This window comes from Mycobacterium sp. TH-M106 (genome assembly GCF_057473765.1).
Genome location: NZ_JBYCLE010000278.1, coordinates 1 through 20,392 on the forward strand (window position 1 = coordinate 1; position 20,392 = coordinate 20,392).

20 protein-coding genes are annotated in these 20,392 nt (G+C 64.8%); 2 read left to right on the forward strand and 18 right to left on the reverse strand.

All coding sequences use genetic code 11. From position 1 onward, the window contains the following. Positions 1–311: 311 nt before the first annotated feature. Both AC2VOP_RS09615 and AC2VOP_RS09620 read left to right on the forward strand, forming a co-directional pair. Positions 312–476 (forward strand): hypothetical protein, encoded by a 165-nt coding sequence (locus AC2VOP_RS09615; protein WP_486960738.1) that lies wholly within the window; start codon positions 312–314, stop codon positions 474–476. After that, positions 473–1,453, forward strand: a complete 981-nt coding sequence (locus AC2VOP_RS09620; protein WP_486960739.1) for an AraC family transcriptional regulator — start codon at positions 473–475, stop codon at positions 1,451–1,453. Before AC2VOP_RS09615 ends, AC2VOP_RS09620 begins: the two co-directional genes overlap by 4 nt. 34 nt (positions 1,454–1,487) lie before the next feature. Here the strand turns inward: AC2VOP_RS09620 and AC2VOP_RS09625 are convergent, their stop codons facing one another. The 18 genes from AC2VOP_RS09625 to AC2VOP_RS09710 all read right to left on the reverse strand — a co-directional run bounded on the left by AC2VOP_RS09625 (position 1,488) and on the right by AC2VOP_RS09710 (position 20,265). Continuing rightward, entirely contained in the window at positions 1,488–2,195 is a 708-nt protein-coding gene (locus AC2VOP_RS09625) for a type 1 glutamine amidotransferase domain-containing protein (protein WP_486960740.1), read from the reverse strand. Between the two features lie 502 nt (positions 2,196–2,697). Beyond that, complete coding sequence (gene ygiD / locus AC2VOP_RS09630; RefSeq protein WP_486960756.1) at positions 2,698–3,510, reverse strand: 4,5-DOPA-extradiol-dioxygenase; 813 nt, start codon at positions 3,508–3,510, stop codon at positions 2,698–2,700. Positions 3,511–3,679: 169 nt separating this feature from the next. Further along, the gene (locus tag AC2VOP_RS09635) at positions 3,680–4,438 is read right to left on the reverse strand and encodes an SCO6745 family protein (RefSeq protein WP_486960741.1); all 759 of its coding nucleotides are present in this window, start codon (positions 4,436–4,438) and stop codon (positions 3,680–3,682) included. A 76-nt stretch (positions 4,439–4,514) separates the two neighbouring features. Then, entirely contained in the window at positions 4,515–6,089 is a 1,575-nt protein-coding gene (locus AC2VOP_RS09640; protein ID WP_486960742.1) for a hypothetical protein, read from the reverse strand. A 21-nt stretch (positions 6,090–6,110) separates the two neighbouring features. Next, on the reverse strand, positions 6,111–6,764 hold the full coding sequence (locus AC2VOP_RS09645; RefSeq protein WP_486960757.1) for a mammalian cell entry protein: 654 nt from the start codon (positions 6,762–6,764) through the stop codon (positions 6,111–6,113). Then, complete coding sequence (locus AC2VOP_RS09650; RefSeq protein ID WP_486960743.1) at positions 6,731–7,297, reverse strand: mammalian cell entry protein; 567 nt, start codon at positions 7,295–7,297, stop codon at positions 6,731–6,733. The genes AC2VOP_RS09645 and AC2VOP_RS09650 overlap by 34 nt, the downstream gene beginning before the upstream one ends. After that, on the reverse strand, positions 7,294–8,262 hold the full coding sequence (locus AC2VOP_RS09655; protein WP_486960744.1) for an RDD family protein: 969 nt from the start codon (positions 8,260–8,262) through the stop codon (positions 7,294–7,296). The genes AC2VOP_RS09650 and AC2VOP_RS09655 overlap by 4 nt, the downstream gene beginning before the upstream one ends. Beyond that, positions 8,259–8,828, reverse strand: a complete 570-nt coding sequence (locus tag AC2VOP_RS09660) for an Mce protein (protein WP_486960745.1) — start codon at positions 8,826–8,828, stop codon at positions 8,259–8,261. Before AC2VOP_RS09660 ends, AC2VOP_RS09655 begins: the two co-directional genes overlap by 4 nt. Beyond that, positions 8,798–10,348: an MCE family protein gene (locus AC2VOP_RS09665; RefSeq protein ID WP_486960746.1), complete on the reverse strand. Its 1,551-nt coding sequence runs from the start codon at positions 10,346–10,348 to the stop codon at positions 8,798–8,800. Before AC2VOP_RS09665 ends, AC2VOP_RS09660 begins: the two co-directional genes overlap by 31 nt. A 3-nt stretch (positions 10,349–10,351) precedes the next feature. After that, positions 10,352–11,515, reverse strand: a complete 1,164-nt coding sequence (locus tag AC2VOP_RS09670) for an MCE family protein (RefSeq protein WP_486960747.1) — start codon at positions 11,513–11,515, stop codon at positions 10,352–10,354. Further along, positions 11,512–13,086 (reverse strand): virulence factor Mce family protein, encoded by a 1,575-nt coding sequence (locus AC2VOP_RS09675; RefSeq protein ID WP_486960748.1) that lies wholly within the window; start codon positions 13,084–13,086, stop codon positions 11,512–11,514. Before AC2VOP_RS09675 ends, AC2VOP_RS09670 begins: the two co-directional genes overlap by 4 nt. Then, positions 13,083–14,534 carry an MCE family protein gene (locus AC2VOP_RS09680; RefSeq protein ID WP_486960749.1) on the reverse strand — a complete coding sequence of 484 codons (1,452 nt, stop codon included), beginning with the start codon at positions 14,532–14,534 and terminating at the stop codon, positions 13,083–13,085. Before AC2VOP_RS09680 ends, AC2VOP_RS09675 begins: the two co-directional genes overlap by 4 nt. Next, positions 14,531–15,571 (reverse strand): virulence factor Mce family protein, encoded by a 1,041-nt coding sequence (locus tag AC2VOP_RS09685; RefSeq protein WP_486960750.1) that lies wholly within the window; start codon positions 15,569–15,571, stop codon positions 14,531–14,533. The genes AC2VOP_RS09680 and AC2VOP_RS09685 overlap by 4 nt, the downstream gene beginning before the upstream one ends. Next, positions 15,568–16,785: an MCE family protein gene (locus AC2VOP_RS09690; protein WP_486960751.1), complete on the reverse strand. Its 1,218-nt coding sequence runs from the start codon at positions 16,783–16,785 to the stop codon at positions 15,568–15,570. Before AC2VOP_RS09690 ends, AC2VOP_RS09685 begins: the two co-directional genes overlap by 4 nt. Before the next feature lie 5 nt (positions 16,786–16,790). After that, entirely contained in the window at positions 16,791–17,660 is an 870-nt protein-coding gene (locus AC2VOP_RS09695; protein ID WP_486960752.1) for an MlaE family ABC transporter permease, read from the reverse strand. A 1-nt stretch (position 17,661) separates the two neighbouring features. After that, complete coding sequence (locus AC2VOP_RS09700; RefSeq protein WP_486960753.1) at positions 17,662–18,459, reverse strand: MlaE family ABC transporter permease; 798 nt, start codon at positions 18,457–18,459, stop codon at positions 17,662–17,664. Positions 18,460–18,532: 73 nt separating this feature from the next. Then, positions 18,533–18,787 carry a toluene-4-monooxygenase system B family protein gene (locus tag AC2VOP_RS09705; RefSeq protein ID WP_486960754.1) on the reverse strand — a complete coding sequence of 85 codons (255 nt, stop codon included), beginning with the start codon at positions 18,785–18,787 and terminating at the stop codon, positions 18,533–18,535. A gap of 26 nt (positions 18,788–18,813) precedes the next feature. After that, complete coding sequence (locus AC2VOP_RS09710; protein ID WP_486960755.1) at positions 18,814–20,265, reverse strand: YHS domain-containing protein; 1,452 nt, start codon at positions 20,263–20,265, stop codon at positions 18,814–18,816. Between the last annotated feature and the right edge of the window lie 127 nt (positions 20,266–20,392).

Here is a 20,392-nt window from a genome sequence, read left to right on the forward strand (position 1 = left end):
CCACTCAGAACGAGCAAGCCCCGGCATCCTCAGTCCTCCTACACTCCAAGACCCGGGCACACCACAAGGCACAACCCAAAACCCAAGTCCACAACGGTCGATGGTGTGAACTATGCCACCGGGTTAACGACCGGATCACACCTGTTCCGCAGCGAGGAACGCTCGGACCGCAGACAAGCCGAGCAGCCGACGCCGCCGCTTTGAGCCGGCCGAGCCGACCGGTCACCGCCTTGTGCGTTGCCGCATTGAGTGTGATCGTTTTTCAGTAGTGATCACGGACAACCTGGTCGACGTCACGCAAGGAGTCAGACGTGGAAATCACCGGCACCTTCGCGCCGAGTACGGGCGCGGCCTCCGGACGGGGCTATCCCATCACGGTCGCGCACACCGCGCCGAAAGGCGGTGTCGTGACGACAGCCCCCGGAATCTTCGACACGTCGGTGACCGGCGGCGCTATCGGGATGGGAGCACAGTGACCGTTCATGAGCGGTGGTGCGATCAGCCGCCCGAGTCCCCAATCGTTGCCGAACTGGCCAAGACCACAACACAACCGGGGCCGAACCCGTCCAGCTGGCCGGGCCTGACGTCGTACCGGTTCACCTCCCCGCAACCGCCGCAGTGGGACGAAATTCACTCTCTGGCAATGTGTTTCGTAGCTCAAGGACGAAAGGCGCTCCGCACCAACGGCGTCGAATATCATTACGATCCCTTCAACTACGTCATACTCACGCGCGGCATGCGTTATCAAGCGGAGATATTGGAGGCCAGCCAGGCACGTCCGTTCCTGTCGCTGGTGCTGCAGATCGACCCCGGCGTCGTCCGCCGGGTTACCGCTGACCTGCGCGCCATCGCGCACCAACGGCACCGGGCATCCGATCCAAACGGCGCGGTTCTGGATGTTCGCATCTCACCCGTGAACCAACACCTCACCGACGCGATACTGCGGTTCCTGCGCGCGCTGGACAACGCCGGTGACCAGCAAGTGCTAGCGCCGCTGTATCTGCAGGAGATCGTGTGCCGGCTGCTGCAGGCACAGCAAGGCCACTGCCTGGTCGCATCAGCCGCCAACGACCTTGAGACGGATCCCGTCCGGGCGGCTATCGACTTCATCCACGGCAATCCGAACCGGCAGGTCACGGTGTACGAGCTCGCCGAACGCGCTTACATGAGCACGTCTACGTTCGCGCACCGTTTTCGCGAAGCGACCGGCATAAGCCCGTATCAGTTCGTCAAAAACACACGCCTCGAGTGGGCGCGCACGGCGCTCCTTGAAGGACACACGAGTGTGGCGGAGGCGGCCAACAGGGCCGGCTACGCGAACGCCTCCCACTTCATCACCCAATTCAAACGCCGCTACGGCGTCACCCCCCGCCGGTATGCCGACGAGCAGGCCCTCGCCGTGCCCCTACAGATTCGTGCGGCGAGAACGCTCGCCGGTCCAGACTCGGACTAGTTCCGAATCAGCCGCGCGAAGAACGGTTTCAACCTCAGGCCACAGCGTCGGCGACCAGTCGCTGCGCCAATGGTTCCGAGGAGGCCGGATTCTGGCCGGTGTAGAGGTTTCGGTCCACAACAACGAACGGGCCCCACGGTTCGGCCGCTTTGGAATACACGCCCCCTGCAGCCTTGAGGCGATCCTCGAGCAGCCATGCGGCCTTATCGGCGAAGCCGACGAGGTCCTCCTCGACATTGCTGAAAGCGGTGATCCGGTGGCCGGCGAACAACCAGTTCCCCGCACCGTCGACGGCCGAAAGCAACGCGGCCGGGCCGTGGCATACCGCCGCGACGGGCTTGCCCGCCTCGGCGAACCTGCGCACCAACGCACCGAACCCGCTCGAGACGGTCAAGTCTTCCATCGGGCCGTGGCCACCCGGCACGAAAAGAATGTCGTACGCGTCGGGGTCGACGTCTTCGAGCGGCGTCGACGAACCCAGCTCGTCAGCGATCGAGGCGAGGTAGTCGGCGATCCGCTGGCCCGCCTCGGCGCTGCCGTTATTCATCTCCGGCGTGTAACCGGCCTGGTCGTCGGTCGGAGTGACACCGCCCGGTGTCGCCATTGTGATGTCGAATCCCGCCTCGGTGAAGATCCGGTGCGAGGTAGCCACCTCCTCAGGCCAATACCCGCACGAATGCTTCGTCCCATCCGCCAGAGTCCAGTAATCGACACCCGTCAGCGCAAATAGCACCGATGTCATAGCAGAACAACACCTTTCGTTCGAGACACACCATCCGGGGCCCTGAGCCAGGTTTCCGGCACAACCAAGGCCTCCGCGCCGCTTACAGTTGCCATTACATGTTCCAGAACTCCGGCGCGCTCGAACTACCGATCGATCTGAGCGGATTGGACAGTAACTCGGCAGGAATGCCGCATCGCGGCACGAGTCCGGATTGCGGACCGGCTTCGCCGGACATGGGTTCAGGACCGGCGGCCAACGGTCAACTGCTCTTGGCTTACATCGGGCCGCTTTAGTTTTCGGCGCATATCGCTCATACCGGAAGAAGTATTGGACGAGGGTGTCGACCTTCTGCCTTGGGAGGCCGGGGCGCCACCGGTCCCGGGGTCGGGAACGACAATATCCTCCGACCCTGGGCGAGCTCGCGTCTCTGACGTGAGATCACGCCGCGCAGTGTCTGACTCATGGCGTTCCCCGGCCCTCGGTCGGCAACCAACCCGCGCGGACACCGGAAGCCGGTGAGTCATGTTGCCGGGCGCTGGTGGGCGGCTTCATCTGGACCCGGCCGTGACCCGCGCAACGTATAGGAAGTCATCGACAACGAGCCCATGGCAAACCCCTGCACCAGGACCTCGGCGGCCTCCCTGTCGTGCGCCGCCAGTCCGGCCAGGTAAACCAGGGGAATAAAGTGATCCGGCGTCGGCACCGCGGACGAAAAATATTGGTGTCCCTGCAAATCGAGAATATTTTCGGGATTAGTCGTCATAACGGCACGAACGGCGCCGTCAAAGGCCTGGGCCCACGGGTACCCTGTGTCGGGCCGTTTGCTGTCCATCCGGCCCAGGTTGTGTACCACGTTGCCGCTAACGATGAGCAAAACCCCACGCTCGCGCAGCGGAGCGAGCTTGGCGCCAAGATCGAAATGATACCGCAAGGGCTCCGCGGCGTTGATCGACAACTGCACCACCGGGATATCCGCAGCCGGATAGGCGTGCACCAACACCGACCAGGCGCCGTGATCGATTCCCCAACTGTCGCGGTCCAGACCCACCCACGTCGGCTTGGCCAATTCGACGATCTCGTGGGCCAATTCGGGGTCTCCAGGCGCGAGGTATCCCATAGCGAACAGCTCGTCGGGAAATCCATAGAAATCGTGAATCGTCCTGGGCTGCTTCATCGCAGTCACCACCGACGCGTTGATGTACCAGTGTGCGGAGATCATCAGAATCGATCGCGGGTATGGCACGCTCGCTCCGAAGTCGCGCCACGCCCGGGTGTAGCGGTTGTCGTCGACAGCGTTCATCGGTGTGCCGTGTCCGACGAAGGCCGCAGGCATGCGCGTCGGCCCAGCGGTTGTTTTCGAGGTCATCGGCAAACCCTTTCGCATCGTGGATATCCGCGAAGCTACCTCGACTCGGCATTACCGATGTCGGGCACCAGCGGCCCAACCTCGAGGATCGGTCGTCATCGTGGGCTCGCCCCCACGTTGTTGCCGGTGCCCATCCTTAGCTCGGGACCTTGGCCTGCAGCGACGCCAGGGCGCCCACGCTCCATCGGGCGAGTTCACGGGCCTCGTCGTGGTCGAGGGCGGCCGCGAAGATCTCGGCCATCCGGCGGTCGGTCGCCTGCTCCACCTCGTCGTAGCGGTCTTTCTTTCCCGCGCCGTCGGCGAATGGCTCAGGCCAGCCGAACATCGTGGTGTACTCGTGCCCCTTGTTGAGCATGTGTGCTTCCACCGGAGTGATACCGGAGTTGCAGAGAACGTTGAAATGCACCTCGGCCCGCAGCTCTCGCAACACGAACATCACCTGAAGCGCCCGCGCGGGTGCGTCGTTGGCCAGCCGCATAGTGCGCCAGCCGGCGTACAGCGGCATTCCCGCGCCCGGTGTGGCCGCGATGATCTTCTCCCCGAGTGCTGCGATGCGGTCCAGTCCTTCGGCGCCGGCCAGGTACTTGCGGGCAAAACCGGCTGCCTGCTCCCAGTAGAGCCTCGCCGCACCGGCCGCGCCGCGTACCGCGACGCCTTCCTCCCAGAGCGTGCACAGGAAGTCGGGCTCGAAGATCACGAACACGGAGCCGACGGTTACACCGCTGGCCTCCCCCAACACGCCACCGCGGCCGGCGACATATCCGGCGAGCGGGTTCTGGTAGCCAGCGGCCACGCTTTCGGCGAACGTCTCCGGGTGCAGCATGAACATCGTGATCGCCTGCTGGATGGGTGCCCCCGCGGCACGGGCGGCGTCGAACATGTCGCGATCGCTCATAGCTGTTCTCCTTTGTCGTGTTCTCGTTGTGGGTCCGAATGGATTGGCACCGGCCAACCCGGGCCCCGGTCTTCGGTCAGCCGACATCGGCCGGGATCGGTTTTTCGGGCGCGAGTTGGGGTGGGCCGGTCGTTTCGCTCTGTTTTCGGAGTTGCCTCCTGGTGAGCACTCCCAGCATGATTCCGTAGCCGACGACAAAGATGCCGACGGCGGTGAGCAGGGGCGCGAACACCGGAAGCGGAGGCCAGTTCGTGTCGGCGATCACGAAGTTCTTCTGCTGCCGTTCCAGTCCAGGAATGACATCGTCACGGAAGTAGTCCCTGATCGCCGTCACGCGAGTGGCCGGTGAGCCGTCGAAGCGGGTCAGCTTCTCGGCGCCAGGCACCTGCTTCCAGCCGTCGCTGACCAACCGCAGATTCGTAATGAGCTGATAGATCTTGGGAAATTTCGTGTCCAGGATCCGCCACATCTGGCCGGAGGTGACATGCGACGCGCCGGCCAGGTAGTCGATCAGCTTCCACCCCTCCGACACCGTGGCCGTGAAGGGCGCCCCGTCCAGCAGGTTGGCCGTGTGCGGGAAGTCCAGTGCCACCAGGTCGCGGACGTCCTTGCTGGGCACGCCAACCTTGCCGGCAATGTAGTTGACGAGCTTGGGGTATTCCTCGGTGATGCCGCCGTCCGGCGCGACCGCCGGTCCCAGAGAGTCGACGAAGATCGAGGCGAATTCGATGCCGGCACGATCGCCCTTGATTCGGTCCAGCGCGAAGACGGACCGAGTGTCGTTCAGCAGGGCCTGACCGCCGATCATCCGTGGGAACAGGTTGAGCCCGAGCACCAGCCCGACCACGGCGACGCCGACCACGGGGACGACCGCCCAGGCGAACCGCAGCGGATTGTTTGGCACTCCTCGCCAGGTCGCGACGACCATGGTGGTGCCGAAGAGGATCACAACGATGCCCAGGGCGAGCAGCAGGGGCGCGAGGAAGCCCACGCCGCCGCGAACGCCGAGCGGCCGGAAATTGGTTTGCTGGCGCTCGACGGGGGCGACCACCTCCTGGCTGAGGTAGTCCCGCAGCTGTGGCATGGTGCGCACCGGTGTGCCGTCGAACCTGGTCAGTTTTTCGGTTCCGGGAATCGCGCTCCAGCCCGCAGTCAGCTTCGGCAGGGCGACGCTGACCTGGTAGATCGCGGGGTAGTCCTTCTTGAGCAGTTCGGTGACCTGGTCGGGTGTCAGGAACAACACTGTGCCCAGGTAGTGGATCAATTTGGGTATCTCGAGGCCGACGTCGTAGAGCGGCGTCGAGGTCACGAAGCCGTTGAAATGCGGATAGTCCCTGCGCATCATCGCCGTGACCTCGTCGCCGGACTGCCTCGTCTGGGCGGCGATGTAGTCATAGAACTTGGGCCACTCAGCCGCGGTAGCGTCCTGGTACATGATCGCGTCACCGACGTTCGTTGCGGCCGAGACTATCTCGATGCCCCCGCGGTCACCCACGACCCGGTTTACGGTGAAAGCGGGGCCGAGGTCGTCGACCATGGATTGCGCAGCGTTGAGGCGTTGGAAGAGCTGCCACCACACCACGAGGATCACCACGATCACCCCGAGCACGGTCACGCCGGCCCACGCGAAGGTGAGTTTCCTGTTAGCCATGCGGGTTTGGCCTCCTTGTGGCTAGATCTTGGGTGTCAGGTCCAAAAAGCTGATGGTCGCCATGTTGGTCACAAGCCACTGAGCGCCTCGTTGTTTGAGGGTCAGTCGGTAACCCACGTACTTCAGCGAGGGGATGTTGTGGGTCAGCGGGCTGGTCGCCGTCGTGTTGGTCAGCACGAGTACGTCGGCATCGGGGCCGTGCAGCGATTCCACGGCCACCCCGACGACGTCGGTCTTGTCGGTCACCTGACCTTGTTTGTTGGGGACGACGGCCGCTTGAAGCAATGTGCGGTATTGCGCGCGGAAGTCGCCAGACAGATATTGGCCCGCCCGTTCGGGCAGGGTGTCGATGGTGTCGGGTGTGTATGTCCACAAAGTGGTGACCGCAGTAGCCGCGGTGCGCGCGATCTCTAATTTTGTTGCGGCAGTAGCACGGTCAGCCAGATAGGGTTGTAAAAGAGCGCCGGCGAACGCGGCCGAGCCGACGAAGAGCAAGACTGCCGCGGCGACCGCGCGGGCCAGCCAGGCGTCCAGCCGCCCCGTGCTGTCTCCAGTTTCGGGGTTCGGATCCGCCGGGCGGCCGGTTTCGGTGTCATCGAAAGCCGCCTGGGTTGGGACACCGACGTGGGCGCTCGGCTCGGTCAGATCATCGGCGTGAGTCTGCTGATCTTCCACCTTTGCCCTTCCTGTTTGGCTGTGACCACCCATCGGTTTTCGCGGTCGACCCGCATTTGGCCGTCCGGAGATTTCGAGGTGAACTTTGTGATCACGAGTACGTCGACGCTGCCGTCGTCGTTCCATCTCGAGACCCCGGCGTCCAGGACGGCGCCGGTGGTCGGTTCGGAGCGGGCCACCCCGATGAGGATCGCGTTCTGGTTCTGGCGGTACTGTTGTGCGAAATCACCCGTGGCTTGGGCCAAGATGCGATCGGTGTAATCGTTGGCGTGGAACGGGTCCGGTGAGGTGAATTCGGTCATGAAGGCCCGCACGTAGCCCAGCGCCGCGGCCTGCCTGATCGCCGTGCGCCTTTGTGTCTCATGCGAATTCAGATCAAGCGCGCATAGCGTTATGGCCGCCGCGGCGACGGCCGCGGCGGCAATCCCCACCAACGGCAGTCCCCAGCGCCGCCGTGCGCGGGGCCGTGAGGCACCGAACGGCTTGCAGCAGAAGGGGACCTCGCCCGGTGCGAACTTGCGGCGCGGACTCATCGTTGCGCCTTCGGCGGCTCCGGTTCGGTGACGACGGCGAGATCGTCGACACGCCATCGCGCTGCGCCCGACCCGACGAACGTCGCTCGCACCGAAGCGGTGATATACCGCTGGTTTGGCGGCGCCCCCCGCTGGCCCTGCAAAAACACCAGCATCGTCGCGCGATCGGCTGTGGAGGCCAGCACCGAACTGTCGGTCACCCAGTACTCGTTGCGCACCGGGCCCGCCTTCAGCGCCGCCTGCTGCAGGGCCGCCAGTTGCTCACGATATTTGTCACTGGCCAGGGACTGTGCGTAGTCGAAGTCGCCCCGGATGGTCTCAGGGCGGTAACTGAGTATCTGGGCGACCATGCCCGGGCCCTGGGCGGCGATCCGCGTCCCGGCGTCGGCGATCGATTGGTCGTCTTGGCGCACAACGAGATAACTGATCGCACCGCCACCCGCGCACAGTGACGCCGCGGTCAGCATCACCGCCGCAGCCAGACGGCGCACGCGGCGATCCTGGCGGCGCGCCTCGAGCAGCCGCGTCTCGGTGCCCAGCAGCAGGTCGGCGAGGGTACGCCGACGCGAGTCCCATAACGGCCAGAGCCATCCCGCCAGCAGCGGGGCGGTGTCCAGCACGTGGGCCAGGTCTCGCAGCAACAGGCGCCACCCTCCGACAGGCCCCCCGTTGCGGCCTAGGACCGCCACGCCGAAAACGGCCCGTCCCAGGCTCTGGCCGCCAAGGACCGGCAACAGCAGCCGGTTGAATGCCGTCCACAGGATCGCAACGGCGCCAACGCAACCGCACACCCACCACCACCCGCCGCGCAGCGGCACCGACAGCGCCACCAACGCCGCCGTCGACAGAACCGCGGCGCCGGGCACAATGTCGAAGGCCAGCGCTCCGGCACGTGCCGTCCAGGGCGCGGGGGCCAGCTCATCGGGTATGCCGATGAGTCCTGGTCGAGTATCGGTGACCGTCACTTGGCCACCTGGTCGAGCTGGGCGATCTTGTACTGGCCGTTCTCGCGGATCATCGTGACCCTGATCCGATAGCTGTTTTCCCGGTCGGCCATGCCATCTTGGGAAATCGTGGCGCGGAAAACGACCAACGCGACGATCGAACCGTCATCGTTGGTGCGTTCCACCGCGGCGTCCATGTCGGGTAGCCGGACATGGATGTTCTGCGCTTGATAGGCCTCGGTCAAAATCGCGCTATACCAGGCGGCCTGGACCTCGAATGCGCCGGTGGAGCACTCATCGAGCTTGTGTTGGCTGGCGGGCAGCGCGGCGGCGTCGGCGGGCTGGGTTGCCGCAAGGCAATCCTTGGCGGCGGCCACCGCCGCGGCGTTGGCGCTGCCGAGGGCTTGGCTGTCGCAATGAGCGCGCAGCGCCAGATACCCGCCGACAGCGATGCCGCCGGCCAGCAGCGTCAGTCCAGCCGCGATCCCGGCCAGCCATCGGCGCCTCCGGCGCGATGCGCCACCATCGGCGGTGGCAGGCGCGACATCACCGGAAGTCAGCCGAGCGGAGCCAGCATTTGCTTCCATCCGTCGTCTCCTGTTGCGATCGAATTCTGCACGGAGTAGCGCACGCCGTCGGGCCCGGTGATCTCGCCGGATTGGGTGCTCAAGGCCGCACCCGGTGGCTGCGCCGGTGCGTAGACGCACGGGTTGGGCTGTTGGCCATTGCAGTGCACCGAGCCCGACCCCGGTCGCGACAGCGGATCACTGACCGGCGGCGGGGTGCCCGGAACCCTGTCCGCGGGGGCCGGATTGAGCCCGGTATCCAACGTTGGTGCCGGGATCACCTGGCCGGGTTTCACCGGTTGGTCGCAGCGCGCGGCCGGTGCCGGGCAGGTCAGGATCTGGTTCGGGTCGCCGTACCACGGGTTGGTGCCCGCCGGGACGTAGGGCTTGCCGCTGCGGCAGTCCAACGGGTTGGCGGCGCGACGTTCCGCGGCATCGACGCAGGGGATGTTGCGCGCCCCGCGCACGGCATTTGCCGGTGTCTCCTGGGGGATCTTGCAGTACGTTCCCGACGGCAGCGCGGCGATGCTGGTATCGGCCGGAGAGCGCCACTGGGAGGCCGGGACGAACCCGGTCAAACACGGTGGGGGCTGGTTGATCGCCAGCCCGAGATCGATGTGGGCCTCCCCGGGAAACGCCAGCGTGGTCGTCTGAGCGACAGAAGCGACCTGGGGCAACAGCACCAAAACCTGCTCGACGCCCTTGTGGTAGCGCAACAGCAACCCGGCAACGATCTCGAGGTTGGCCAACGTCTGCGGCAACGAGTCATGCAGATCGCCGACGACGTCGTTGGCCCTGTCCAACGTCGGTGCCGCGGCCGCCAGCACGCTTCTGAGCTGTGGATCGGTTTGGGAGGTCTGGGCGGCCACGATGTTGAGGTTGTGTACCCAGCGCCTGATCTGTTCGCCTGAGGCGGCCTGACTGTTCAGCAGCGGCGCCGAGTGCGCGATGATGTCGTTGATATCGGCGGAGTTGGCCGCGAAGTCCCCGGCAAGGGCTTGCGTCGAGTCGACAAGCCGGTGCAGCGCCGGGCCCAGACCGCCCACCGCCTTCGACGTCTCGTCCAGCAGCGAGGCGATCTTGTTCTTCGGCAGCGCGGCCAAGCCACGCTCAACAGCGTCCAGGGCCGTCCCGATCTCGGCGGGCACCGTGCCCTTGGTGATGGTTTGCCCCGGCAAGAAGAACTTGCCCGGGTTGGCGTCGGACAGCAGGTCCAGATATTGCTCGCCGACCGCCGACACCGAATGCACGTTGGCCGAGGCGTCGATCGGGATCTTGTAGCGATCCTCAATGCTCATCGTCACCTGCACGCCGGTTTTTGTCGGCGCCACGGCGGTGACCTTGCCGACAGTGGCGCCGCGGTAGGTGACGTTAGCCGTGCGGTACAGCCCGCCCGAGGCGGGCAGATCGGCTTTCAACGTGTACTGGCCGACCCCGGCCAGCGACGGCAGTCGCAGGTAGTAGCCGCCCAGGACCACCAGCGTGACCACCGTGAGCGCCGTGAACATGATGAGTTGTTTTTTGACGAACCGGGTGACCATGACTCATTGACCTCGTTCGACCAGCGGCCCGCCCGGCACGTTGTTCGGGTTCGGTGTGAACCGCACGTCGGGGATCATGGTGGCGGGGTCGCGGCCCCAGGCCTGCTCGAGTGCGCGCAGCGATCCCGAGAAGCCGGTTCCGCTGAGAAGTCCGTTGTCGAGGGCACTGAGGGTGAGATCAACGTCGAGGGAGGTGTTGATGAAGTCGCCCCGAAACGCCTTGGGGACGGCGTCGATGTCAAACGGTGCGGTTAGCGCCACCTTCAGCGCTGGCACGACAAACGGCGCCGCTCGGACCAGCTGCGCGAGCGGGCGCTGCAACGACACCAGGTTGCGATGCAGACTGGTTTGTGACGACCCGACCGTCTGCGCCGTGACGTCGCTGAACCGCCCCAGCGCCTCGACCGCGTCGATCACCCGGGCGCGGGAATCCGTCAGATACTTCGCCAACGGCGCCAGCGACGTCAGCGCCTCGTTCAGGGTGTCGTTGTGCGCCGCCGCCATGGCCAGAATCCGGTCGGCCGAGTCGATTGCGTGCGTGATGTCACCGACCTGCGCCTCCAGCTTGGCGGTGAACGTGTCCAACTTGTTCAGCAGGGCGCGGATCTGGTCGGCCCGCCCGTTGACGATGCTGTAGGCCTCGTTCTGGATGACCTCCAGATTTGCTACGCCCCCTCCACGCAGCAATGTCGCGATGCTGGCCAGCGTCTGCTCGGTGGTGGGAAACGCCGAGGAGTTCTTCAATTCGATCGTGTCGCCGTTGCCCAGCTGTCGCGGCGACGGGTCCTGGGGCGCCGCAAGTTCCAGGTGCTGGGTGCCCAGCAGGCTGGTCTGGCCGATCTTCGCGGTGGCGTTGCGCGGCAGGCGAACTCCCCTCTGCAGGTCCAACGTCACGACGGCGACCCAGTTCTTCATCGCTATCGCACGCACCCGCCCGACGTCGACGTCGGCGACCATCACTTTGCTGTTGGGGGTCAGCGCCAAAGTGTCAGGCATCTGCACAAAGACCGTGTAGGAGCCCCGCCCCGAGCCCGGGCCTCCCGGAAGCGCCACGTTGGCGATGCCGCGCCATTGTGCACATGAGCTCAGCACGATCGCGAGGGTCAGCACGGCAAATACCCGCCAGCCGGCGCGCCGGATCGGGCGCGCCGCGCCTGCGCGGTTCACTGTCCCACCCCCGTCGGCGCGTCCGCGGGCAGCGGCGCCGCCACCGGTGCAGGGGTGGGCGGAACCGGACCCGGGATCACCTCAGGCTGTGGCGCCGGCGGCGGTCCGGGTTGCGGATACCACGGCGGCGGGGCCGGGCTGTGCTCGTCGTGGGCATCCGGCGGGCCGGCCATCGTTTGTCCCGCCTCAGGTGGCGGTGCGTCCGGCCCGCCTATCAGCTCGCCGACCGACTGTGGCGTCAACAGGTTCGCGGTGGCGGGCCGGACCTGCAGCCCCTGCATTCCCGGCGCTGTCACCCACCCCGGCACGAAGTTGCCGTGCGAGAACGGCGTGTCCGGCGAGAAGATTCCCGGCACGGTGGTGTCCTTGTAGCCCGGCGGTGGCTGCAGGCGGGGCTCGGAGTAGGCGATTTCTTTGGGCTGGGTCTCGGCGGTGCTGAACGGCATCAGGCCGAATGGCAGGTAGTTGAACTTCATCGCGTCCAACACCGGCGTCAAATATTGGGCGCACAGCTCGGCGGAATCCTGATACCCCAGCCGGCTGCCGGCCTGGATCGAGCTGCAGATCAGCTGCAACGGGTTGGCGAAGTTGGTGACCGCGGGGATGATCGTCAGCGCGCCGTGGCTGGGGTGGTAGGCGTTGTTGGAGTTGGTCGCGAATGTCGGGAACACGTGCAGGAAGGTTTCCAGGTCGTTGGCCGTGCCCGGCTGCTGAACAAGCGGGGTAGTCGCCTCGGAGAGGTTGTTGACGTCGCGCGTGAGCACCTGGCCGTTGTCGTCGAGGAACTTGTGCAAGATGGGCAGCAGCGTGTCGAGTCGCTTGACCGCGTCCGCGACCTCGTGATCGTTCGGAGTCAGGCTGGACGTGAGCTGCGCCAGGTTGCTGTTCAGCGACAGCAGTTGCTGTTCGTTGATCTGCAGCGCGTTGAGGAAGGTGGCCAGACCGCGCAGCACCGCGAATGTTTCGCCGCGACTTTCGTTGAGCGCCGACAGCGCGGCCGACAGACTGTTCAGTGATTTGTTGATCGCATCGCCCTTGCCGGCCAGCCCGTCGGCCAGCGATTCGATGGTGTCACCGAACGGGCCTTTGGGCTGGTTGGGTGTGGGGCCCAGCGCGGCCACGGTCTTGCTGATGCTGTCGCGCAGTTGGTCCCATTCCACCGGCACCTGGGTGCGCTCAAGCGGGATCACCGTGTTGTTGGTCAGCACCGGGCCACCGTTGTAGGGCGGTTCCAGCTGGATGCTGCGCGAGGCGACCAAGGTCGGGTTAAGGATCACCGCCGACGCGTTGGCGGGCACCTTGTATTTGCTCTGGTAGTGAAACGTCACCTTCATCTTGTCGCCGGCCGGCTCGACCTTGTCGACAGAACCCGCCGATACACCCATGATCGTGACCTCGTCGCCCGGATATAGCGCGTTGGCATCCGCGAAAAAGGCGACAATCGTGTTGGTCGTCATCAAGCGGTACACCCGCCAGCCCGCGTAGCCGCCGGCCAGGGCGACAACGATCGCCAGCGCCGCAACGATGACCGACCTTCGGCGAAGACCGCGAACGGTGAACACAGTGCTCAACGGTCACCTCCTGTATCCGGCGGGAAAGGCGGCAGCGGTGCCAGCGGCTGGGTTCGGGCACCTGGCGCCGCGTCAGGCGGCAACGGCACCGGTGTGCCGGGAAGATTGGGCACCGGCTCACCGGGACGGTCGGCAACGGCAATCCCGGGCAACGGGGGCACACCATCGGGGTTGGGCGGCGAGGCCGCCACATCGACCGGTGCCGGGAAACCGCCACCGCCGAACGGGCCGATGCCCAGGCCCGCGCATGGCAGCGGATTGTCTGGACGTGGCAGGCTGTCCGCCGCGGGCGTGTAGGCGCACGGTGAGCCGGGCGGCACCGCCGGACTCGGATGGTCCGGGGTGCCTTCCAAGACCGGCGGCGCCGGGGGCGGTGCCCCGTTGGGCAGGCGGGTGCCGTTGGGGTCGGGCCACTGGAACGCCGGCAGCCCCGCGCTGCGCCAGAAGTTCTCCGGATCGATGCCGCGCTTTTTGAACGCCGCATCAACCCACGGCTGAAGCACTTGATAGGGCACCAGGTTGAAGATCGCCGCCTTGACGTAGGGCCCCGACGACACGATTTCGGACAACGATGCTACGAATTTGCCGAGCTGACTGACCGTGTCGACTAGCTCATCCTTGCGTTTGACCAGCACGTCGCTGACGACGTTGACCTGCTTAAGCACCGCGTTGAGGTTGGGGTTGTCGCTGATCAGCCCGGTGACCTGTGCGGCCACCGCTTGCACGTTGCCCAGCAGAGTGCCGATGGCCTGTGACCGCTGGTTGACCGCGGCCAACAACGTCTCCGCGTTCACCAAAAGCCGGTTGATCTGCTCACCGTGGACGCCCAGCACGCCAGCCACCTTGCTGACCTCGCCGATCAGATGCTGGATGCGCTCATCGCGCTTGCCGACGACGTCTGCGAATCTCTGCACCCCGTCAAGGGCGGCGCTCAGATGCGGGTAGGTTTGCTCGATCGTCTGCGACAGCACGCGCAGCGATTGTTTGACGGTGTTGACATCCCAACCGGCGGCCGCCTTGGTGGCATCCAGGAACGCGTCGTAGACCTGGTAGGGGGTCGTGGTCTGGCCCAGCGGCAGCGTCGCACCCGGACGCAGCGCCTGCTGCCCGCGCGGTTCGATCTCGAGCACCTTTTTTCCCAGAATGGTGTCGGTACGCACCGATGCGCGGCTCTTGGTGCCCACGCTGTTGTCGCCGAGGGTGAATCGGACCACCACGTGCCCGGTGGCGATCTTGATCTGCTGGACGGTGCCGACGTCCATGCCCGTGATGCGGACCTTGTCGCCGGCGTGCAGCCCACCGGAGTCGCTGAATTCGCCGTAATAGCGCGGCTTCGCGAACAGCATCGGGACGCTGGTGAAGCTTTGGCCCACCGCGGTGGCCAGCACCGTCAAGGTGATGGCCATGATCCCAATCCGGACCCGGTTCGCCGGTTCGAGCGCCCTCATTGCGGTGTGCACCTTCCGGTCGGCTGCTGTGTTAACCGAACCTTGCGCACCGGGCCGCCGGGCTGCAGGCCGTTGAGCGTGACCGTGATGTCGCACAGGTAGAGATTGATGAAGTCGCCGTAGGTGCCGGCGCTGCGGCCCAACAGCGTCAGCGCCGTCGGCAGCTTGCCCAGCAGATCGTCGAGTTGACCGCGTTGGTCGACGAGCGGCTGCAGCACGCCCTGCGCCGAGGAGACGGTCGTGCGCAGCAGGGGCCGATTGTCGGTCAACAGTTCGGACAGCTTGCCGGTGGCGTTGCTCAAGTTCGCCACGCTGCCGGCCAGGGGATCAGCCTGATTCGACAGCCCGGTGATCAGCGTCTCCAGGTTGATCACGGTCGCGTCGACGTTGCCAGCCTGCTTGATGATCGAGTCCAGCACGGTGTTGAGATTTTTCACGACCGAGCCGATCGCCTCGTCGCGGTCGGCCAGTGTCGAGGTCAATCGCGCGGTTTGATCGAGGATGTCGTTGATGGTGCCGCCCTGACCCTGGAACACCGTGATGATCGCCGAGGCGATGGCGTTGACCTTCTCGGGGGCCAGCGCGCGAAACACCGGCCGAAATCCCCCGATCAGCGCGTCGAGATCCAGGGCCGGTTCAGTGCGGGCCAGAGGTATCAAGCCCCCCTGGGGGAGCACCCGGTCGGCGCCCTCGCCGGTACCGCGCTTGAGCTCCAGATAGCGCTCACCGATGAGGTTGGCGTAGCGGATCTGAGCCGTGGTCGACTGATACAGCGGCAGCGACCGGTCGACGTCGAAGTCCACCCGAACCCGCTTGCCGTCGTCGACCAACCGCAGGTGTTTGACCTTGCCGACCTCCACCCCGGAAGCCCGCACGAACTGGCCCGCCCGCAACCCGCTCGCTGAAGAGAACTCGGCGGAATACCCGACGGCGTTTTCGAAGCGCACCTGACCGAAGACCACGATGGTGATCGCGGTGAAGGCCAACAGCACCGCCGAAACGGCGGCGAGCTTGATCGCGCTTGAGGTGACTTTCATGGGTTGATCGTGTTCTCCCCCATTTGGCGTCCCCACACGTATTCATTCGCCCACGGTGTACCGATTTCGAAGTGGTTGTAGGGGGCGATGCTGGCTCCGGTGTCCAGCAGCAGGGCAGGTGCGGGCCACAGTTGCCGGGTGATCGTCTGCCAGCAGCCGGGCGCACCGGCCGGACCGCCGCGCGCGTTGACCCTGGGCAGGTTATCGGGGAAGACATACGGGTTGGTCCCTCCGACGACCTGGGTGTGCACCCGCAGCGAATACCCGTTGCCAAGGCCCTCAGCCACCGCCACGGCAGGGGCCACCTGCGCGGCGTTGCGTATGGCGCAGAACAGTTCGGGACTGTAGGTGTCGAGCAGCTCGCTGGTCGGTGCCAGCGCAGCCAGCGTCTGCACCAGGTGTGAGCGACTCCGATCCACCACGTCGGCGCCGGTATTGGCGAATCCGATAGCCGCCAGCAGCGTCGCGTCCAAGTCCTTTTGCTGGTCGTTGAGTGTGCGTGCCGTGGTCGTCACGTTGGCCAGGAGGCTCCACAGATCCGGGGACACCCCGGCCACGGTGTCGGCTACCCGCGCCAACTGCCGCACGTCGTGGTTTAGCAGGTCCATTCGCGAGTTGAGGTTGTCGAGGACCTTGTTGTCGTTGACCAGGGATGCGCCGAAACTGTCTCCCAACCCCGACAGGGCCTGAGCCGCCCCGCTCAACGTCAGGTTCAACTTGACCGGGTCCACCGACTTCGCGATCGACATCAGCGTCTGAAACACCGTGTTGATCTCGGTGGACACCGACCTCGCGTCGATCACGTCGGCGCTGGTGATCGGGGCACCGGGATTCTTCGGCGAGGCCAGCGCCACGTACTTGCCGCCGAACACCGTGGTCGCCTTGATCGCGGCATCGACGTTGACCGGGATCAGTTGCGCATACTGCGGCGACACGTCCAAGGTGAACTCCGCCGCCGGCTTGCCGTCGCGCTCGATCTCGCTGATGTCGGCCACCTTGCCAATCTCGACCCCGTTGTAGGTCACCTTCGACCCAGGACCAACCAGCAGACCCGCCCGGTCGGAGACCAGCGTCAACGTCTCCTTGGCTGTGAAACCTCCCCCGAACTGCACGAACGCCGCCACGGCGACGAGCGCCAGTACCGCCACCCCCAGAGCGCCGGCGATCTTGTACCGAGGGCTGCCAGACCCGTTGTCGGTGAACTGCGTCGTCACGGCCGCTACACCGTCAGGTTGAAGTTGGGGTCGACACCATAGAGCGCCAACGACGCGAACATGGCTACGATCACCACGGCGGCCAGCGAGAAACGCATCGACCGGCCGACGGCCATGCCGACACCGACCGGCCCCCCGGCCGCGGTGTAGCCGTAGTAGCAGTGCGTGATCATCACGATCGCCGCGATGACCACCGCCACCGCAAACGACCAGAACACATCCTCGGTTCTTAGGAAGGTGCGGAAATAATGGTCATAGGTGCCGGTGGACTGCCCGTAGACCACCGTGGTGACCAACTGCGGGGACAAAAACGCCATCACCATCGCCAGCGCGTAGAGCGGCAGAATCACCACCGCCGCGGCGACGATCCTCGTCGACGCCAAAAACGCGACCGAGTTGACACCCATCACTTCCAGCGCGTCGATCTCCTCGCTAATGCGCATCGCCCCCAGCTCCGCCGTGGCGCCGGCGCCGACCGTGGCCGCCAGCGCGATCCCAGTCACCACCGGCGCGGCGATACGCACATTGACCAGTGCGGCGAAGAACCCGGTGAAGACCCCAACGCCGATATTGCCTAGCGAAGCGAATCCCTGGATGGCGACCAGCGAGGCGCCCGACAATGTCACGAACGCGACGATCGCCACGGTGCCGCCGACCACGGCCAGTGCCCCAGTACCCATGCCGATCTGAGCGATCAGCCGCAGCGTCTCGGAACGGTAGCGACGCAACGTCAGCGGGATTTCGCCGACGCTCAGCAATGTGAACCACACCATCCGGCCAAAACGGTCCAAGGCCCGGCCGGGAAAACCGGCGAAAGTATCAAAGCCGGCGACCGTCCGGGGGAAGCGGGCGCGCACCACCGCCGCGTTGGCCATGTCAGTGTCCCGTCCCGAACCGCACGCCGATCGTCGTCAGGATGACGTTGATCGCAAACAGGGCGATCACGCACAACACGACGGTTTCGTTGACCGCGGTGCCCACCCCCTTGGCGCCACCCGACACGGTCAGACCCCGGTAGCAGCCGACGAGCCCAGCGATCAGGCCGAACGAGACGGCCTTGATCGCCGCAATCACCACCTCGGGCAGGCCCGTCACCAGTGTCAACGTAGACAGGAAAGCCCCGCCCGAGACGTGCTGAAGGTAGACACTGAACAAGAAACTGCCGACCAACCCCACGAGGATTACCAGGCTATTGAGCAAGCTGGCCACGAACGTCGCCGCGAGCACTCGGGGGACCACCAGTCGATGGATGGGATCGATGCCCATTACCTCAAAGGCGTCGATCTCTTCCCGGATGGTCCGCGCGCCCAGGTCGGCGCAAATGGCGGTCGAGCCTGTACCCGCCACCACCAGCACCGTGGTCAGCGGACCCAATTGCGTGACAGCACCCAACGCCGCACCCGCACCCGAAATATCGGCCGCACCGAACTCGGCCAACAGCAGGTTCAACGTGAATGTCAACAACACGGTCAGAGGAATCGCGGCCAAGATCGTCGGCACGAAGGTCACACTCAGCAAAAACCACGACTGCACGATCAGCTCGCGCCATTGCACCGGCCATCGGAGCAATGCCTTGCCCGTCAGCGCGCACATCCGGGCGAAGCCGCCAACCATCGCCAACGGCGACTTCAACTGGCCTCCGACAAAGCTTGCTAAGCCCGCCGAGGCCGTCATCACTGTCCCGTCACGATGTTGCGGCCGACACGAAGAGACGGGTGCGCTCGCAACCGGCGGATTGCGTTCTCGGTCATGGTTGGTCCTGGTAGAAGGCTTCGAGGAAGTCCAGGGGTTGTATGCCGGCGGTGGTGGGGGTGGCGTCGGTGGGGAGCAGGTGGCCGTTGTGTCGGATGCGTAGTGGTTTGTTTTGTGGGGCCACGCGCCGGTTGACCGAGTGGTGGGCGATCTTGGTGGCGACTACCTCCATCGTGTCGTCGCTGTCGATGGGTACCAGGTTGAGCACGAAATCGCCGGTGACACACCCTTGCACGGGCAGCAACGCCATCACGGACTCCTTTCTGGGCAGATGGTTTAGGGGGCAGACACCGACGCCGGTTCACGGGCCCAGGCGTAGTCGGTGGCGTCTTGACCGGCCTCGGCCGGCGAGATCCCCATATAGGCCAGCGCCCCATTGAGGTCAGGCGGCTGGATGTGACCGGCCAAAAACCGGTCCACGATGCCCAGATGTCCCCGATAACGGGCCGGGTTAATGGTGAACACCCACCGGCACGGCTCCGAACAAAAGACGTAACGGCGCCCCTGATAGTCCAGGATCACCGGTGCGGGCGAATCCCGATAACCCGCATCAAAACCCGCGGGCGTGCACACCGGGATATGACACATGTTGCACACCATCGGCAATGTCTCGGGCAGCGTCTGGGCGATATTGCCCGCCCGCACATTCTCGGTGATCACATCCCAGTACTTCCCGAACGAGTCGTTCCAGCCCGGATACTTCTCCTCGAGCCAGTCACGCTCACGCGGCGACACCCCCGCATCGGGGTTCCACCACACCGTCGGCCGCCAAAACCACACCCCCAGGTGATAGGCGTGATGCAGCCAATTCAGCTCCTTTTGATAGTGGTCATCCCAATACCACGGCTTTTCCAAACCGAAGTCGCGGAACTGATCCACAAACTGCTTGTTGATCCACTCATCCATGAACTCTTTGAACGAGTGCCGGCGATGCTCCAACGGGGTGTAATAATCCATCGACAAACCCGTCAACAGCGCAAACACCTTCCACGCCCGCCAAAACATGTGATCCATCAACTTCTGCGCCGCATCGGCGCGCCCGTTGCGCATCAAAATCTTCAACGTCGGCTCACCCTGCTGCGCGTGACGGGCCTCATCAGTCTGAATCGAGGAGATCAACGCACTGAACTCCAAATCCCCCACACCCATCGCATCCGCAGCCATCCCCAAAAACTGCAGATTCGTAAAACCCGTCTCAAACGTCGACGTCAACTGAATCGCCGTAGACACCGCATCATTCGCAGTGAACATGTCATCAAACAACGACCGCGCCGCAATCACACCCCACTCATTGGTATGACACGCCTTATGCGCCCAATCCGCCCGCGGCTCCTTAGGCAACAACGTATACGGCATATACGTCTGAATCTGCCCATGCCGTATCTCATCCAACATCCCGTACGTCGCCATATTCCGCCACGCCGCAGCACGCCCGAACCGCGCCATCCGAGACTCACCGATACTCGCCAGATACTCCGGCACCGCGATCGCCCCATAATGCGCCAGAATCGCCGCCTTCCACCCCGGATCAAGCTGCTCATACAACTTCGACCGGTTCACCACCGCATTCACCGAATACACACTGGCATCCTTACCAGCCTGAATATGCACATACTCCGGGAACGTGATCTTGTACGGCTCATCCCAAGTCCACCACTGCTCGGCCGGAATACCGAAACTATTCGACAACTCCTCCGGGAACACCTGATCCTCAGTCACATACGACAACGACCAATTCATATCCCGCGTCACGTCATACCACTCAGAACGAGCAAGCCCCGGCATCCTCAGTCCTCCTACACTCCAAGACCCGGGCACACCACAAGGCACAACCCAAAACCCAAGTCCACAACGG

What these genes read in the sequence shown, in the direction of transcription:
- ygiD (WP_486960756.1), bottom strand. Translation starts at nt 3,510, where the DNA reads ATGCCTGCGGCCTTCGTCGGACACGGCACACCGATGAACGCTGTCGAC.
- AC2VOP_RS09705 (WP_486960754.1), bottom strand. Translation starts at nt 18,787, where the DNA reads ATGGCGTTGCTGCCCGTGCAAGGGTGTGTCACCGGCGATTTCGTGCTC.
- AC2VOP_RS09660 (WP_486960745.1), bottom strand. Translation starts at nt 8,828, where the DNA reads ATGGAAGCAAATGCTGGCTCCGCTCGGCTGACTTCCGGTGATGTCGCG.
- AC2VOP_RS09685 (WP_486960750.1), bottom strand. Translation starts at nt 15,571, where the DNA reads ATGAAAGTCACCTCAAGCGCGATCAAGCTCGCCGCCGTTTCGGCGGTG.
- AC2VOP_RS09625 (WP_486960740.1), bottom strand. Translation starts at nt 2,195, where the DNA reads ATGACATCGGTGCTATTTGCGCTGACGGGTGTCGATTACTGGACTCTG.
- AC2VOP_RS09665 (WP_486960746.1), bottom strand. Translation starts at nt 10,348, where the DNA reads ATGGTCACCCGGTTCGTCAAAAAACAACTCATCATGTTCACGGCGCTC.
- AC2VOP_RS09640 (WP_486960742.1), bottom strand. Translation starts at nt 6,089, where the DNA reads ATGGCTAACAGGAAACTCACCTTCGCGTGGGCCGGCGTGACCGTGCTC.
- AC2VOP_RS09650 (WP_486960743.1), bottom strand. Translation starts at nt 7,297, where the DNA reads ATGAGTCCGCGCCGCAAGTTCGCACCGGGCGAGGTCCCCTTCTGCTGC.
- AC2VOP_RS09695 (WP_486960752.1), bottom strand. Translation starts at nt 17,660, where the DNA reads ATGGCCAACGCGGCGGTGGTGCGCGCCCGCTTCCCCCGGACGGTCGCC.
- AC2VOP_RS09635 (WP_486960741.1), bottom strand. Translation starts at nt 4,438, where the DNA reads ATGAGCGATCGCGACATGTTCGACGCCGCCCGTGCCGCGGGGGCACCC.
- AC2VOP_RS09680 (WP_486960749.1), bottom strand. Translation starts at nt 14,534, where the DNA reads ATGAGGGCGCTCGAACCGGCGAACCGGGTCCGGATTGGGATCATGGCC.
- AC2VOP_RS09700 (WP_486960753.1), bottom strand. Translation starts at nt 18,459, where the DNA reads ATGACGGCCTCGGCGGGCTTAGCAAGCTTTGTCGGAGGCCAGTTGAAG.